Source organism: Pantoea sp. B550 (assembly GCF_024158165.1).
GTDB lineage: Bacteria > Pseudomonadota > Gammaproteobacteria > Enterobacterales > Enterobacteriaceae > Pantoea > Pantoea alfalfae.
The window spans coordinates 434,422-449,658 of record NZ_JAMYXI010000003.1 but is presented as its reverse complement, the minus strand read 5'-3'; the positions used below and the strand labels follow the sequence as shown (position 1 = coordinate 449,658).

The following is a 15,237-nucleotide window of genomic DNA, read 5'->3' as shown; positions in this document are numbered from 1 at the left end:
CAGATAAATAAGCGCGATAAAAGCCTCATACTTGCTGGCGTTTACATTATTCTGGTGCTGAAAAAGGGCGAATTGACCCTAATAAAAAGCGGAAGTTGAAGGTTTATGTCGTGAGAACGCACTGGAGCGCTACAGGAATCTGAGCCGTAGTTTGCTTAGCGACTGTTAATGAGTATGATTCGCATTCTTTATTCTGGCCGATCAGAATGGCCCGGCACCCTTTATTCCCTGATGGAGTTCTGCATGAAATCGTTAAGCCCGCGCAAAGCCGCTGTTGCCATGGCTGCCGCCGCTGCCATTAGCCTGACAGCGTGTCAGGCACCTGCTAAAAAAGTTGATGCGCCTGCTGCAGAAGCCTCTAAACCAGTCGACAGCGCGGTAACTCAGCGCGCCCTGGGGGATGGTCTGTATGAAATGGCTTATTCTCCTGCAGCAAAAGCGTTATTTGTTGCCAGTGCGCAGGCGTTTAAGGATGTGAACGGCGGCATGATCTACCGTCTTGATCCCGCCACACTAACTACTCAGGGTGAAACACATACCGACATGAAAAATTTCGGCACCGCTATCGATGAAGCGGGTGAGGTCTTCTACACCACCAACTCGCTGGATGGCGCAATCTCCAGAGTGGATGCGAAGAGTGGCAAAGTGCTGCAGCGTCTGGTCTTCCCGGGCAAAATCAGTAAAGAGGGCTATCCGGCAGGTGCACGTGAAGTGTTATGGCATGGCAACGAACTCTATGTGGGCCGCGTGGCTGAACCAGGCTATATCTCGGTAGTCGACACCAAAACCTTTACGCTTAAAACCGAAATTAAGAATGCCGGTAAATGGGTGACGGGTATCATCTACTCACCGCTGACTGATCGCATCTATGCTGCTAATGGCTCGGGTGAAATTCTGGTGATTAATCCGCGCAGCCATAAAATCGAGAAGCGCTGGACGCCAGGCGATGGCAAAGCATATCTGTTCCTGAACATGGCAGAAGATCCTGAAACCGGTCGCCTGTTCGTGACCGACGATTCCAAAGGCAAAGCCACGCTGATCTTTGATGAGCGCACCGGCAAGGTAATCAAACGCATTGAAGGTGATGCGATGGGCATTAAGTTCAACGCTAAGCGCAATGAGCTTTACATCAGCCAGCGCGAATCGAAGAGAGTACTGCAACTGGATGCCATCACCTATGCGGTGAAAAACAGCTGGTCGTTCGAAAAAAATCCCAACAGCCTGCTGATAGGTCCGGATAACAATACCCTGTTTGTCACCCTTAAAGCGGAATTTAACAAAGATTCCTCCACTAAAGGCACTGACGAGATTGCTCGTATCGTGTTGCCATAAGCACGCGCCAGGCGTTACCTCTTAGCGTTTAGCCGCTAACCTTCTTAAAGCCCACTCAGTGAAGCCTGAGTGGGCTTTCGTCTGACCGCCATGAGATCACCACAACCCGCAGCAAATCAGATACAGCTCGCGAATGTGTGCAGATCTTGTGCGGTTTTCACTGACATAACTGAATACTTCTCTCGCATTTCATTTAAGACCCATGATTTTGACATGCCGCGACATCACACTCGGTTATCGCTTTACACCTATATAGCATCTGACCTATATTGATAAGGAGATCTCGTGTGGATGATTAAAACGACAGAGCGGTTTGATCGCTGGTTTACGTTGCTTAATGACAGCGATCGCGCCTGCGTGCTGGCTGCATTGATGGTGCTGCGGGAAAAGGGGCCGGGATTAAGCCGACCCTATGCGGATACGATTAAAGGTTCCGCTTATATCAACATGAAAGAGTTACGTATCCAGAGCCGCGGCGACCCAATAAGGGCTTTCTTTGCTTTTGACCCGAACCGCACGGCAATTGTGCTGTGTGCCGGTAATAAGGCGGGCAATGAAAAGCGATTTTATCGGGAGATGCTTCCGGTTGCCGATCGGGAATTCACACACTGGCTAAAAAGCTTTAACCATAAGGAGTAACGTGATGGGCAGAACGCTGGAACAGCTTATTGCGGATGAAAAACCGGAAGTCGTTGCCGACGCACAGGCTATGGCGACCGAAATCCTGCTCAACATTCACCTTGCCGAGCTGCGTGAGAAAGTGCAGAAAACGCAAGTGGAAATGGCGCAGGCGCTGGGCATCACACAGCCGACCGTGGCGGGCATGGAAAAGCCGGGGCGTGACCTGAAGCTTTCCACGCTCAAACGCTACGTCGATGCGGCAGGGGGGAAACTGCGGCTGGTGGTGGAACTGCCGGATGGTTCCCACTACGGGTTCGTGGTGTAAGCCTCTGGCGTGAAAACCACGTCGCCGTGATTAAAAACATCAATGCAAAAAGCCCGCTCAGGTTTCCCTGAGCGGGCTTTTCTAATTCTGGCTCCTCTGACTGGACTCGAACCAGTGACATACGGATTAACAGTCCGCCGTTCTACCGACTGAACTACAGAGGAATCGCTTGAACGGGGCGAATATTAACGGCGCTGATCCCGCTTGTCAAAGCCCTGTTTACTGAATTGCGTTCAGATGCTCGTAAAAGCAGCGGATTGGCGGTTTTTACGTAAATCTGCTGGCTTTTCAAACTGCCAACAGGATCTCACTTTGCGGGCATTTCTCGGCAGATGTTAGAGGCATGTCAAAGTTTTGTTGTTTGCCGATGTTAAAACAACCGTTTCAGTGCTTTTATGATAAAAATTTCAAAACGAAACTATATGGAACAAATAAACTGCTTATCATCACGGTCGTGATTATCATCCGGAAATGAAACGGCATTTTTAAACTAACTGTTTGCAGATCAAGTGATTGTGAAAAGGAGTGGTCGATCACAAAAATAGCCATAACCTGAAGTCTTACCTCAAATTTCCCGAAACAGACGCCAGACAGGCTGGGTGAATGTAAAAGATATTTTTCATTCGCGGGTTCAGCCCCTGAGCAAGTTAACAAATAAGAAGGGTCCCTATGAACATTAAAAAAACGATTGTCGCCTCACTGTTAGCCTGCATGTTACCTGCCGCGGTTATGGCAAAAGATGTCTCGGTGGGCGTCTCAATGGCGCTGTTTGATGACAACTTCCTGACGATTCTGCGTACGTCAATGCAGAAGGAGATGCAGAAGGATGGCGTTAAAGGCCAGGTTGAGGATGCAAAAGGTGACGTTTCACAGCAGCTTCAGCAGGTTCAGAACTTTATCGGTCAGGGTGTGGATGCCCTGATCGTCAACCCGGTCGACACCAATGCGGTTAAACCGATTATGGATCAGGCGAGCAAAGCGGGTATCCCGTTGATCTTTGTCAACCGCCGTCCACAGGCGGAACTGACCGGCAAAATGGCCTATGTGGGTTCCGATTCAGAACTGGCCGGGCGCTTACAGATGGAAGCGCTGGCTAAAGCGATGAACGGCAAAGGCAATGTCGCCATCCTGATGGGTGATTTGGCGAACGAAGCGACCCGCGACCGTACCAAAGGTGTGGAAGAAGTTGCCGCTAAATTCCCTGGTATCAAAATCGTTCAGAAACAGACCGCCAAATTTACCCGAAACGACGCGGTGGATGTGGTCAGTAACTGGATGACGGCGGGTGATGAAATCAATGCCATCGCGTCGAACAACGATGAAATGGCGATCGGTGCGCTGCAGGCGCTGGGTAAAAACCCGGACAAAATCCTGATCGCTGGCGTCGATGGCACTCCCGATGCGCTGCAGATGCTGAAGCAGGGCAAAATGGTCGCCACGGTATTCCAGGATGCGCAGGGCCAGGGGGAAGGCGCGGTACAGACAGCAATCAAGCTGGTGAAAGGCGAAAAAGTCCAGAAAGTCATCAACATCCCTTACCAGCTGATTACCAAAGAAAACATGGAACAGTTTACCAAGCGTAACCTGAAATAATCGTTCCCGACCCAGCTGTACGGAGGTGATGTATGAACGCGTTTGCGCTTGAAGCCGAAGGCATCAGCAAGTTCTTCCCCGGTGTCAAAGCCCTCGACAACGTATCGTTGCGGGTGCGTCCGGGTACGGTACATGCCTTGATGGGCGAAAATGGCGCGGGCAAATCCACTTTAATGAAGTGCCTTATCGGGATGTATCGTCCCGATAAGGGCACCATCAAAATTAAAGGGGAGCCGGTGCAGTTTCAGGACACCATGGACGCGTTGCGTTCCGGCATTTCAATGATCCACCAGGAACTCAATCTGGTGCCTTACATGACCGTCGCCGAGAATATCTGGCTTGGCCGCGAACCGATGAAGTTTGGCTTTGTCGATCATGCCAGACTTAATCAGAAGACGCAGGAACTGCTTAACCGCCTCAACATCCGCCTGAAAGCCGATCGGATGGTTGGCGAGCTGAGCATTGCGTCGCAGCAGATGGTCGAGATTGCCAAAGCGGTCTCCTGGGATTCAGACATCGTCATTATGGATGAACCGACCTCCGCGCTCACGGAAACCGAAGTCGCGCATCTGTTTACCATCATTCGCGATCTGCGGGAGCAGGGCAAAGCAATCATCTACATCAGCCACAAGATGGATGAGATCTTTAACATCACCGATGAGGTCAGTATCTTCCGCGACGGCAGCTGGATCGCCAGCGATCAGACGGCTAAATACACCCGTCAGTCGCTGATCACACAGATGGTAGGGCGCGAGCTGACGCAGTTGTTCCCGAAATTCAACAGCGCCATTGGCGAAGAGGTGCTGACGGTGCGTAACCTCACCTGCAAAGATCGTTTCACCGACGTCAGTTTCAGCGTGCGCCGGGGTGAAATCCTCGGCGTCGCCGGGCTGGTGGGGGCCGGTCGCAGTGAAGTGATGGAAAGCCTGTTCGGCATGGAGAGTTTCGACAGCGGTGAGATCCTGATTGATGGCGTGCCGGTGACGATCGACTCGCCCTCAACCGCGATTGAAAAGGGCATGGCGTTCCTGACCGAGGACCGTAAAAAGTCCGGGCTGTTTCTGGTGCTGTCGGTGATGGAGAACATGAGCATCGTCAACATGCCGGAGTACAGCGGCAAAAGCGGTTTTGTCAGCCATGTGAAGATGGCGCAGGACTGCATGGACCAGATCCGTCGGCTCAATATCAAAACGCCGACCATGGATCAAATCATCAATAACCTCAGCGGCGGTAATCAGCAGAAGGTTCTTATTGCCCGCTGGTTGCTGGCGCAACCGAAGATTCTGATTCTGGACGAACCGACGCGCGGCATTGACGTCGGTGCAAAAGCGGAGATTTACCGCTTAATCAGTGAACTCGCCAACCGTGGCGTGGCTATCATCATGGTCTCCTCTGAACTGCCGGAAATCCTTGGCATGAGCGACCGGGTGATGGTGATGCACGGCGGGCGTATAACCGGCATCCTCGATAAAGAAGAAGCCGATCAGGAAACCATTCTGTCGTTGGCATCCGAGTGAGGCGCGAGACCACTATGAGCAATATGAAAGCTACTGCTACCCCGGCAGCCCCGCAGCAACCCTCTTTTTTTGCCAGCCTGCGCCATAAACTGCCGAAAGATACCGGCATTTTTGTGGTGATGGTGGGGATTGCGTTGATTTTTGAAATGTTCGGCTGGTACGTGCGTGACCAGTCTTTCCTGCTCAACACCAACCGTCTGATCCTGATTGTCCTGCAGGTGGCGATTATCGGGATTATCGCCGTTGGCGTGACCCAGGTCATCATCACCACCGGTATCGATCTCTCGTCCGGTTCCGTCATCGCCCTGGCGGCGGTGGTAGCGGCCAGTCTGGCGCAGACCTCTGACAGCCTGTCGCCGATGTATCCCTCGCTGGTCAATATGCCTGCGGTGATCCCTATCGCGGCTGGTATCGGTGTGGGTCTGCTGGCGGGTGCGGTCAATGGTGTACTGATTACCCGCACCGGCATTCCGCCCTTCATTGCCACGCTGGGCATGATGGTGTCGGCACGTGGTCTGGCGCAGTATTACACCCAGGGTAATCCGATCAGCTTCCTGTCTGACGGCTTTACCTCAATCGGTCAGGGTGCCATGCCGGTCGTGATTTTCCTGGTGGTGGCACTGCTGTTCCATATCGCCCTGAAACATACCCGTTACGGTAAATATGTTTACGCCATCGGCGGCAACATGACCTCGGCGAAAGTCTCCGGTATCAACGTTAATAAGTATCTGATCATCGTCTACACCATTGCCGGTGCGCTCTCTGGCCTGGCGGGTGTGGTACTGGCGGCGCGTGTCAGCAGCGGCCAGTCGAGCATGGGAATGTCCTACGAGCTGGATGCGATTGCCGCAGCTGTTATCGGCGGCAGCAGCCTGATGGGTGGTGTAGGTCGTATCACCGGCACATTAATCGGCGCGGTTATCCTCGGTCTGATCAAAAGCGGCTTCACCTTCGTGGGTGTTGACGCCTACATTCAGGACATTATTAAAGGGATAATCATCGTGGCCGCGGTTTCTATCGACATGCACCGTAACCGCAAAAAACGTTAATCAACAGGCGTTGCCTTCTTCCGTAACGGGAGAGGGCAACGGTTGCTTTTAGCCTCAGTGATTCGCCAGAGATAAGAATTCCTGCTGATACCGGTTACATTCTTATGGTGTTCGTTAATGCTTTCCTGTAAGCCCGGCAAGCTTTAATCAGGTGCAATGCGTTTCCACTGCACTTAAACTGTACAGCCCGCCATCACTTTTCTGCACGTCTGACTCGCAGCGTCTGCACTGCCACAGTGCGCCCACCCCTCTCCTTCATTGCAATTACACATTCCTGATCCTTATTAACCCTTAAGAGGTAATCAGAAACGCTTATTTTCCGGGCCGTTAGGAAAAATCTGGCCGACGGGTGAGGTGTACAATTTAAACCTGGCCTGCATCTTGCAAAATCTCTGTTATCAGGGCGATAGGATCAGACCTATTTCGCTATTCGGGGTAAGTGACGGAGGCAAGATGAATTTAAGACGACTGAAGTACTTTGTGAAAATCGTCGATATCGGCAGTCTGACGCAGGCAGCCGAAGTGCTGCACATCGCACAGCCTGCACTCAGTCAGCAGGTGGCAACGCTGGAGAATGAGCTGGATCAGCAACTGCTGATCCGCACCAAGCGCGGCGTCACGCCAACGGAAGCCGGAAAGATTCTCTATGGCCATGCGCGTACTATTCTGCGCCAGTGCGAGCAGGCCCAGACGGCGGTGATCAATGCTGGTCAGGTGCTGAGCGGCCAGGTGTCGATTGGACTGGCACCGGGCACGGCAGCCTCTTCACTGACCATGCCGCTGCTGCAGACCGTCCGCGATCAGTTTCCTGAAATCCTGGTCTACCTGCACGAAAACAGCGGCAGCGTACTGAATGAGAAGGTGATGAACGGTCAACTGGATATGGCAGTGCTGTACGATCGCGCACCGACTGCCGGAATCAACAGCGTGCCGCTGATGAAAGAAGATCTCTTCCTGGTCGGTGCATCCGATTACCCAGGTGCCAGCGTCGATCTGGCCGATGTGGCGCAGATGAGCCTGTTTTTACCACGCGACTACAGCGCAGTGCGCAAACGGGTTGATGAGGCATTTTCACTGCGTCGCCTGAGTGCGCGCATCATTGGTGAGATCGAATCGATTTCAACCCTGACCGCAGCGATTTCCAGCGGTATGGGCGTCACCGTATTACCTGAATCCGCTGCCCGGGCGCTGGTGGGTTCGACGGATGCCTGGATGTCACGCATCAACAGCCCGTCACTGAGTCTGCCTTTGTCGCTGAACATCTCCGCCCGGTTGCCGCTATCGCCTTCTGCACAGGCCGTGAAAAATATCCTGCTGTCACTGCTGAATAAGCCGCTGAATGAGGAGCGGGAGTTGATGCTAGTGGGGTAGGGGCGCTTGCAGCGGGCTGAGGTTAAGCTTTGCAGCGCGTTCACCTGAGAAGGTGACGCCCGCCAGGCGTATGGGAGTTTCAGGTTGCCCGAGCAGGCGGACGCGTCAAGGGGCGGACGCCCGCCCCTTAACAATCCCGGCGTCCGGCAGCCTGCGCGCCCCGCTTCGCGGGGTACCTTCGTCACGCCCTGCGGCCAGCGGACCGTCCTTTCGCCGACGTCCTGTCGGCTCATCTTCGCCTCCGGTTGTTCCTCAGCGCTCCGGATGCCTCTCCAAAACCCCCGCCTGTAAAATTTTTGTTTTTCCTGAATGAGGAGTTGTCTGCTCGCATGAGAGCCAAAGACCATCATTGAAACTAACCGCAGTTAAGTACTTAACGTTGAGAGAAGAGATAACAGCGAGGGGGTGGGGAGGCCGTCAGAACCGCTGAGCGGATAAGGGATTTCAGGACGAGCGACAGGGATGTCGCGAAGAGGCGGGTTCGCGCCAGGGATGGCGCGTCCTGCTGGTCCGTCAGAAATCCGGAAGAAGCGAAGGGACCGCGAAGCGGCGGTGAAGCACGCCGGAGCCGGGGGGCAAGGGGGCGCGGCGACTGGCGGCCCCTTGTCGGTCGCCTGCAGAGGCGGGTCTGAAACTGCCCAACTTCTCAGGCGAACGAAACCCCTCTCATAGCCCGTTCGCGCAGCGAACAAACCGCAGCATCAGCTCTGCTGCCAGCCCGTTCGCGCAGCGAACACTCCAGCTTCAGCTCTGCAGCAGCCATTCGCGCAGCGAACACCTGTTAAGCCCGGGCTGCCAGGCCAATCATCTCAGCATGTTCGCACAACCTCAGCCCCACCCCGTTATTCCCTAAATTCATAAAGCCAAATTTTTTAGTATTTCCTGTTATCAATAATAGTTCTTAACATCGGGGAATCAGATTATGTAAAGGGAGGTAAATACCGTGAATTTCCAGCAGCTTAAAATCATCCGCGAGGCGGCCCGCTGTGAGTTTAATTTAACGGAAGTCGCTAATACGCTGTTTACCTCTCAGTCAGGTGTCAGTCGGCATATTCGTGACCTGGAAGATGAACTGGGTGTTGAGATCTTTATCCGTCGCGGTAAGCGCCTGCTGGGAATGACCGAACCGGGTAAAGCGCTGCTGACCATCGCCGAACGCATCCTCGATGAAGCGGGGAAGGTACGACGTCTGGCCGATGTTTTTACCAATGAAACCAGCGGCATTCTGACCATCGCCACTACCCACACTCAGGCGCGCTACAGCCTGCCGAAAATCATCAAAGCGTTTCGTCAGCTCTACCCCAACGTCCGGCTGGAACTCAATCAGGGATCGCCACAGGAAATTGTCACCATGCTGCTGGCGGGTGAAGCGGATATCGGCATCGCCAGTGAAATGCTGGTTAATAACAGCAGTCTGGCGGCATTCCCCTGGTTCAGCTGGCATCACGCATTGCTGGTGCCGAAAGATCATGAACTGGTGCAGAATCAACCGGTTTCACTGAGCACCCTCAGCCGTTATCCTCTTATTACTTACCGCCAGGGTATCACCGGCCGTTCGCGGGTTGACCGTGCCTTCCAGTCGGCGGGCTTAAAACCGGATATCGTGCTCAGCGCCCAGGACTCCGACGTGGTGAAAACCTACGTTAAACTTGGTCTGGGCGTCGGGATACTGGCCGATCAGGCGTGTGAAACCGAAGAGAGTGAAGAGCTGGTACGCATCGACGCCACACATCTGTTTGATGCCAGCACCGTCTGGCTCGGCCTCAAGCGGGGTCAGCTGCAGCGTAATTACGTCTGGCAGTTCCTGGAGCTCTGCAACGCTAACCTGTCGCTGGAGGAGATCAAACGGCAGGCGCTCTCCTACAGTAATGACGACGAACCGGTTATCGACTTCCAGATTTAAAGCGCGTGCGCATCCCGCCGGATGCGCGCCCATTTCCGCACAGCATAAAATTTCAAATCACCGCGAAAAACTCGCTTAGCGACCTTTCTGACCCCGCACAACAACATCCTGCGCTGACACGGCGCGATAAAGTGGAATCAGCTGACCACAAGGGGATGTTATGTCGCGATTACAACTTAAAGACAGCGATCTGCTGCGCCAGCAGGCGCTGTTTGCCGGACGCTGGCAGGATGCGCATCAGGGTGCCACGCTGCCGGTTACCGATCCCGCCACGGGCGAAACGCTGGCGACTATTCCGGCGCTGGGCCGTGCGGAAACAGAGCAGGCGATAGCCTATGCGGAAACGGTACGCATCAGCTGGGGCAAAACCCCTAACGCCAGCCGTGCCGCACTGCTGGAAAAATGGCATCAGCTGATTATTGAACATGCTGACGACCTGGCAATCATCATGACTGCCGAGCAGGGAAAACCGCTGGCGGAAGCCAGAGGTGAAGTGCTCTACGGGGCCAGTTTTGTGAAATGGTTCGCGGAAGAGGCGCGCCGTATCTATGGCGACACTATTCCCGCGCCCAGCGACGACCGGCGCATTCTGGTGCTGAAACAGCCGGTAGGCGTTGCCGCCGCCATCACACCCTGGAACTTCCCGATTGCGATGATCACCCGCAAGGTGGCTCCCGCACTGGCCGCCGGATGCCCGATTGTTGTCAAACCCTCTGAGTTAACGCCGCTCTCGGCACTGGCGCTGGCGGTACTGGCAGAGCGTGCCGGTTTTCCGTCAGGCGTATTGCAGGTGCTGACCGGCCTGCCCACGGAGATTGGCGCGGCACTGACCAGTAGCCGTACGGTGCGTAAAATCTCCTTTACCGGCTCGACCCGCATCGGGCAGTTATTAATGCAGCAGAGCGCTGACAGCATCAAACGTCTGAGCCTGGAACTGGGCGGCAACGCCCCGCTGATCGTGTTCGATGATGCCGACATTGAGATTGCGGTCGCGGGCGTCATGCTCAGCAAGTTCCGCAATGCCGGGCAGACCTGCGTCTGCGCCAACCGCATTCTGGTGCAGCGCAACATCTATCCACGCTTTACCGCAAGACTGCTGGAGGCGGTCGCCACCCTGAAAGTGGGCGATGGCTTTGCACCCGACAGTACCATTGGCCCGCTGATCAACAGCCGCGCGGTGGAGAAAGTGAACGGTCACATTGATGATGCGCTGAGTCAGGGAGCTACGCTGTTGACCGGCGGCATCAGCCAGGGCAACGGCACTTTTGTTCAGCCCACGGTGCTCGGCGAGGTCACGTCCAGCATGCGCATCGCCCATGAAGAGACGTTCGGCCCGGTCGCGCCGCTGTTTATTTTTGATGATGAAGAGCAGGCGATCGCGATGGCGAACGACACGCCATACGGCCTGGGCGCCTACTTCTTTACCGAAAATATCCGGCGCGCCTGGCGGGTGGCGGAAGCGCTGGAGTTTGGCATGGTCGGCTTCAATACCGGCGCGATTTCTCTTGAGGTTGCGCCGTTTGGTGGCGTGAAACTTTCCGGTATTGGCCGGGAAGGATCCCGCTACGGAATGGATGAATATCTGGAACAGAAAACGTTTCACATTGGCAGTCTGTAATTAAATATGACCCCAACGCCAGCCGGAAAATCCGGCTGGCGTTTTTTTTCGCCTGGCGCACAGAATAAATTCTGCTGCGTCAAATAATCCTCTTTAAAAAGTAAAGAATTTATCAGGGATGTGAGGCGGGTCGGTAAATTGGCGGGGCATGAGCGCAAAAGTGGGCAGCCTGACCCGGAATATCCGCTTTGGTGCAATTTCCGTGCAGGTTGCACCAGCAGGGCGCATAAATTTTGTGAAGTAAATCATCTGTTTAATTGTTCGGCAAATCCACAAAAATTATCCCGGTAATACGGCAGAAAATTTTTTTGCGCTGTTTTAAACGCATTTTTATTTTTTGCCCGGCTGGCATACTTTCTGCATTAGCTTATTAACAGCGCAGAAAATGCCAGTTAAAAACGCTAATAAGCCAGCAACTGATGGGTGTTACAAATAAGGAATTCTTCCATGTTAAGTTTCGACCCTGAAAAAGTTTCTCTTCCGGTTGGCCATTATATTGGCGGCCAGCATTGCCAGAGCCAGGGCGCAGCCTTCGAGGTTAAACGTCCCTCTGATGGCAGCGTCTATGCCACGCTGCAGGACGCCATGCCGCAGGATGTTGATCGTGCCGTCACCGTCGCGCATCAGGCGCTAAAAACCAGCGGCTGGTCAGGCTGTCCGCCGCGTGAACGTGGTCGCGTCTTACGCCGTTGGGCCGATTTGATCGAGCAGGATACGCTACTGGCTCAACTGGAAGCGCTGGGCTCAACGCGACCCATCAGCGACGTGGTGCTGCACGAAATTCCATTTACCGCCGAGGCGATTCGCTTCTATGCCGAATGCGCCGACAAATACAGTGGCGATCTCTTTCCCACCCGGGACAGCAGCCTCGGCATGCTGATTGCGGAACCCTATGGCGTCATCGCCGCGATTACCCCGTGGAATTTCCCGCTGTCGATGGCGTCGTGGAAATGCGGACCCGCGCTGGCAGCAGGCAATGCGGTCGTGCTGAAACCCTCTGAACTGACCCCGTTTTCAACGGTGCGCATGGCCGAACTGGCGATTCAGGCGGGCCTGCCAGCGGGCGTGCTGAACATTGTGCAGGGCAGTGGCGCGGTGACCGGCAGCGCGCTGGTGAAACATCCGCTGGTGCGCAAAGTCTCGTTTACCGGCTCGACCCTGACCGGCGCGCGCATCATGAGTGATGCCGCGCAGCACGGCATGAAACCGGTGACGCTGGAGCTGGGCGGCAAAAGCCCGCAACTGGTGTTTGATGATGCGGGTGACCTTGAGGTGCTGGCTCAGCGCATTCTGCGCGGCTTCACCGCCAACGGTGGTCAGGCCTGTGTAGCGGGCACCCGTCTTATTGTGCAGCGCAACATTGCCGATCCGCTGGTTGAGCGACTGGCCCAGCTTTGCCGGGAAGTGAAACCGGGCGTCACCTGGCAGGAAGGCAGCCGCTACGCGCCGCTGATCGATGAACGCCAGGGCAATAAAGTCTGCTCGGTCATTGAAGCCGCAAAAGCGCAGGGCGCAGAGGTGCTGGTGGGTGGAGAGCGCTTTGCCGACACCCAAGGCGGCTGGTTCTGGCAGCCGACGCTGCTGAGCCATGTGGCGCAGGATAACCCGGCGGTACAGCAGGAAATTTTTGGTCCGGTGCTGACGGTACAGACGTTTGATGATGAAGAGCAGGGCCTGGCGATGGCTGCGCACGACACCTATGGCCTCTGCGCCGGTGTTCACACCCTAAGCCTGCCGCGCGCGCTGCGGGCGATGCGCGCCATCGACGCGGGCACTGTCTGGATCAATCGCTATGGTCGCTCCGGCGACTTCATCATTCCCACAGGCGGTTTTCTCGGCTCCGGCATTGGTAAAGATTTAGGGCGTCAGGCGTTTCAGGCCTGCCAGCGCCAGAAAAGCGTACTCATCGATTTCTAAGCGCAACTGACAAGACAGGGGTGTTACATGGCACTGTTTAAACCGAAATTCATCACGTTTGACTGTTACGGCACGCTGATTCGCTTCGATATGGCCGGTGCGGCACAACGCTGTTTCAGCGACCGCGTCGACCCGGATGCGATGAACGCGTTTACCGCCGACTTTGCCAGCTACCGGCTGGATGAGGTGCTCGGCGCATGGAAACCCTATTACGACGTGGTCAGTAATGCGATACAGCGCACCTGCAAAAAGTGGGGCATTAAGTGGGACAAAGCCGACAGCGACTTTATCTACACCGACTGCGCCAGCTGGGGTCCGCACCCCGATGTGCCGGCCGGACTGGCAAAAGTCGCTAAGGCGTTTCCGCTGGTGCTGCTGACCAATTCGATGAAAGACCTCATCCCGCACCATGTACCGCGTCTGGGCGCGCCCATTCACATGACCATCACGGCAGAAGAGGCAGGCGCTTATAAACCCCAGATGAAGGGCTTCGAGTACATGCTGGATAAGCTTGGCTGTGGTCCGGAAGAGATCCTGCACGTCTCCTCCAGCTTCCGCTATGACCTGATGACCGCCTACGATCTCGGCATCAAAAACAAAGTCTGGGTCAACCGTGGTCATGAACCGGCGAACCCGTACTACCAGTACACCGAAATCAAAGATATCGGCGGCCTGCCTGGCGTCGTCGGACTCTGAGGAACTCCCCATGAAACTGGAATCGTTCTGGCAGGCCACGGCACCGGCCTTTACCGGTGCTGCCCGCGAACCGCTGCCCGCCCAGGCGGACGTGGTGGTGATTGGCGGCGGCTTCACCGGCGTTTCGGCAGCACTTAACCTGGCGCGCAGCGGCATCAGCGTGGTGCTGCTGGAGAGTGGCGACGTCATGAGCCAGGCATCGGCCCGCAACGGCGGTCACTGCAATACCGGTGTGGCGCAGAACTTCGCCTCGCTGGTGGCGAGTCAGGGTCTGGAGCAGGCCAGCCGCTTCTACCGGGCATTTGACGACGCGGTGAGCTACGTCCAGCAACTGATTCAGGCTGAAGCGATCGACTGCGACTTCCGTCTGTGCGGCAAACTCAAGCTCGCCAGCAAAGCATCGCATGTCGCCGGGCTACGGGAAGCCTATGAACTGATGCGTCGCACTGTGGACCCCGAGATCGAACTGCTCGACAAAACGGCAGTGCGCGACGAAATCGCCAGTGACAAATTCCACGGCGGCCTGCTGCAGAAGCGTGGCGGTCAGATGCACATGGGCAAGTTTGGCATTGGGCTGGCTGAAGCCGCCGCCCGCAGCGGGGCGAAAATTTACCCGCACCACGCCGTGACGAAGCTGGAACGTCTGAAGGGCTATCAGCACCGGATTCACACCGCGCAGGGCACCCTTCTGGCGGATAAAGTGCTGATGGCGACGGGCTGCTCCAACAGCGGCCCTTTCCCCTGGTTTCAGCGCCGCATCGTGCCGGTCGGCAGCTTTATTGTGGTGACGGAAGCGCTCGACCCGGCGCTGCTGCGCCAGGCGCTGCCCCATAATCGGACCTATGTGACATCGCTGAATATCGGCAACTACTTCCGCACCACTGCCGACAGCCGACTGGTGTTTGGCGGGCGGGCGCGGTTTGCGGTCAGTAACCCAACCTCTGATTCGCGCAGCGGCGAGATCCTGCGCCACGCGATGACGCAGATGCTGCCACAGCTCGGCCAGGCAGAGGTGGAGTACTGCTGGGGAGGCATGGTCGATATGACGGCCGACCGTCTGCCGCACGCGGGTGAACAGGATGGCCTGTTCTATTCACTGGGCTACAGCGGCCACGGCACGCAGATGTCGGTGTGGATGGGACGGGTAATGGCCGATTTGCTGGCCGAAAAGCGCACTGAAAATCCCTGGCAGCGTGATGCATGGCCCGCGCTGCCCGGTTATCACGGCAAGCCATGGTTTTTACCGCTCGCAGGACTCTATTACAAAGCAAAGGATCGCCTTTCTTAACGTCCCG

12 protein-coding genes and 1 tRNA gene are annotated in these 15,237 nt (G+C 55.6%); 12 read left to right on the top strand and 1 reads right to left on the bottom strand.

Going from position 1 to position 15,237, the window contains the following annotated elements; all coding sequences use genetic code 11:
- Positions 1-243: 243 nt before the first annotated feature.
- The 3 genes from NIM72_RS05245 to NIM72_RS05235 all read left to right on the top strand — a co-directional run bounded on the left by NIM72_RS05245 (position 244) and on the right by NIM72_RS05235 (position 2,278).
- Positions 244-1,332 carry a YncE family protein gene (locus NIM72_RS05245; protein ID WP_253419154.1) on the top strand — a complete coding sequence of 363 codons (1,089 nt, stop codon included), beginning with the start codon at positions 244-246 and terminating at the stop codon, positions 1,330-1,332.
- Positions 1,333-1,617: 285 nt separating this feature from the next.
- Positions 1,618-1,971 (top strand): type II toxin-antitoxin system RelE/ParE family toxin, encoded by a 354-nt coding sequence (locus NIM72_RS05240; protein ID WP_253419151.1) that lies wholly within the window; start codon positions 1,618-1,620, stop codon positions 1,969-1,971.
- 4 nt (positions 1,972-1,975) lie between these two features.
- Complete coding sequence (locus NIM72_RS05235; RefSeq protein WP_033733169.1) at positions 1,976-2,278, top strand: helix-turn-helix domain-containing protein; 303 nt, start codon at positions 1,976-1,978, stop codon at positions 2,276-2,278.
- 88 nt (positions 2,279-2,366) lie between these two features.
- On the opposite strand, the gene NIM72_RS05230 is transcribed toward NIM72_RS05235, so the two are convergent.
- A tRNA-Asn gene (locus NIM72_RS05230) sits at positions 2,367-2,442 on the bottom strand.
- 505 nt (positions 2,443-2,947) lie between these two features.
- Here NIM72_RS05230 and NIM72_RS05225 point away from each other — a divergent pair.
- The 9 genes from NIM72_RS05225 to NIM72_RS05185 all read left to right on the top strand — a co-directional run bounded on the left by NIM72_RS05225 (position 2,948) and on the right by NIM72_RS05185 (position 15,230).
- On the top strand, positions 2,948-3,871 hold the full coding sequence (locus NIM72_RS05225; RefSeq protein ID WP_033733168.1) for a sugar ABC transporter substrate-binding protein: 924 nt from the start codon (positions 2,948-2,950) through the stop codon (positions 3,869-3,871).
- A gap of 32 nt (positions 3,872-3,903) precedes the next feature.
- Complete coding sequence (locus NIM72_RS05220; protein ID WP_098052921.1) at positions 3,904-5,388, top strand: sugar ABC transporter ATP-binding protein; 1,485 nt, start codon at positions 3,904-3,906, stop codon at positions 5,386-5,388.
- Between the two features lie 23 nt (positions 5,389-5,411).
- The gene (locus tag NIM72_RS05215; protein WP_190285965.1) at positions 5,412-6,437 is read left to right on the top strand and encodes an ABC transporter permease; all 1,026 of its coding nucleotides are present in this window, start codon (positions 5,412-5,414) and stop codon (positions 6,435-6,437) included.
- Between the two features lie 453 nt (positions 6,438-6,890).
- Positions 6,891-7,808: a nitrogen assimilation transcriptional regulator NAC gene (nac, locus tag NIM72_RS05210; RefSeq protein WP_161736886.1), complete on the top strand. Its 918-nt coding sequence runs from the start codon at positions 6,891-6,893 to the stop codon at positions 7,806-7,808.
- A gap of 943 nt (positions 7,809-8,751) precedes the next feature.
- Positions 8,752-9,711 (top strand): HTH-type transcriptional regulator Cbl, encoded by a 960-nt coding sequence (gene cbl / locus NIM72_RS05205; protein WP_013358380.1) that lies wholly within the window; start codon positions 8,752-8,754, stop codon positions 9,709-9,711.
- Between the two features lie 160 nt (positions 9,712-9,871).
- Complete coding sequence (locus NIM72_RS05200; RefSeq protein WP_161735946.1) at positions 9,872-11,329, top strand: NAD-dependent succinate-semialdehyde dehydrogenase; 1,458 nt, start codon at positions 9,872-9,874, stop codon at positions 11,327-11,329.
- Between the two features lie 447 nt (positions 11,330-11,776).
- Positions 11,777-13,246: an aldehyde dehydrogenase gene (locus tag NIM72_RS05195; protein WP_161735945.1), complete on the top strand. Its 1,470-nt coding sequence runs from the start codon at positions 11,777-11,779 to the stop codon at positions 13,244-13,246.
- A 27-nt stretch (positions 13,247-13,273) separates the two neighbouring features.
- Positions 13,274-13,942 (top strand): haloacid dehalogenase type II, encoded by a 669-nt coding sequence (locus tag NIM72_RS05190; RefSeq protein ID WP_161735944.1) that lies wholly within the window; start codon positions 13,274-13,276, stop codon positions 13,940-13,942.
- Positions 13,943-13,952: 10 nt separating this feature from the next.
- Complete coding sequence (locus NIM72_RS05185; RefSeq protein ID WP_161735943.1) at positions 13,953-15,230, top strand: FAD-binding oxidoreductase; 1,278 nt, start codon at positions 13,953-13,955, stop codon at positions 15,228-15,230.
- Positions 15,231-15,237 lie beyond the last annotated feature (7 nt).